The 244-nt window shown below is 40.6% G+C and carries 1 protein-coding gene; it reads left to right on the top strand.

The window, feature by feature from the left end; genetic code table 11:
- Positions 1-13: 13 nt before the first annotated feature.
- Positions 14-244, top strand: a 231-nt coding sequence (locus MTCD1_RS20050) for an Lrp/AsnC ligand binding domain-containing protein (RefSeq protein WP_235013418.1), incomplete at its 3' end; no start/stop codon positions are given.

The raw sequence follows: 244 nt of genomic DNA on the forward strand, positions 1-244 counted from the left end.
GGTTAAGTTAATTATGTTTCTCGATCGGATTGATAAAGCCATTTTGCGCCAGTTACAGCAAGATGGCTTTATTAAACATATCCGCTTGGCCCCCGAGGTCAGAGAATGTTATCAAGTCACCGGAGAAGTGGATTTTGTGTTATTGGTGACGGTTGAAAATATGCAGCAGTATGACGACTTTTGCCAACGTTACTTGTACAGTGACCCGAATATGAAAAACTTTAAAACCCAGATATCGATGAAC

The sequence above is a fragment of the Colwellia marinimaniae genome (genome assembly GCF_002207865.1).
Taxonomy (GTDB): Bacteria; Pseudomonadota; Gammaproteobacteria; order Enterobacterales; family Alteromonadaceae; genus Colwellia; species Colwellia marinimaniae.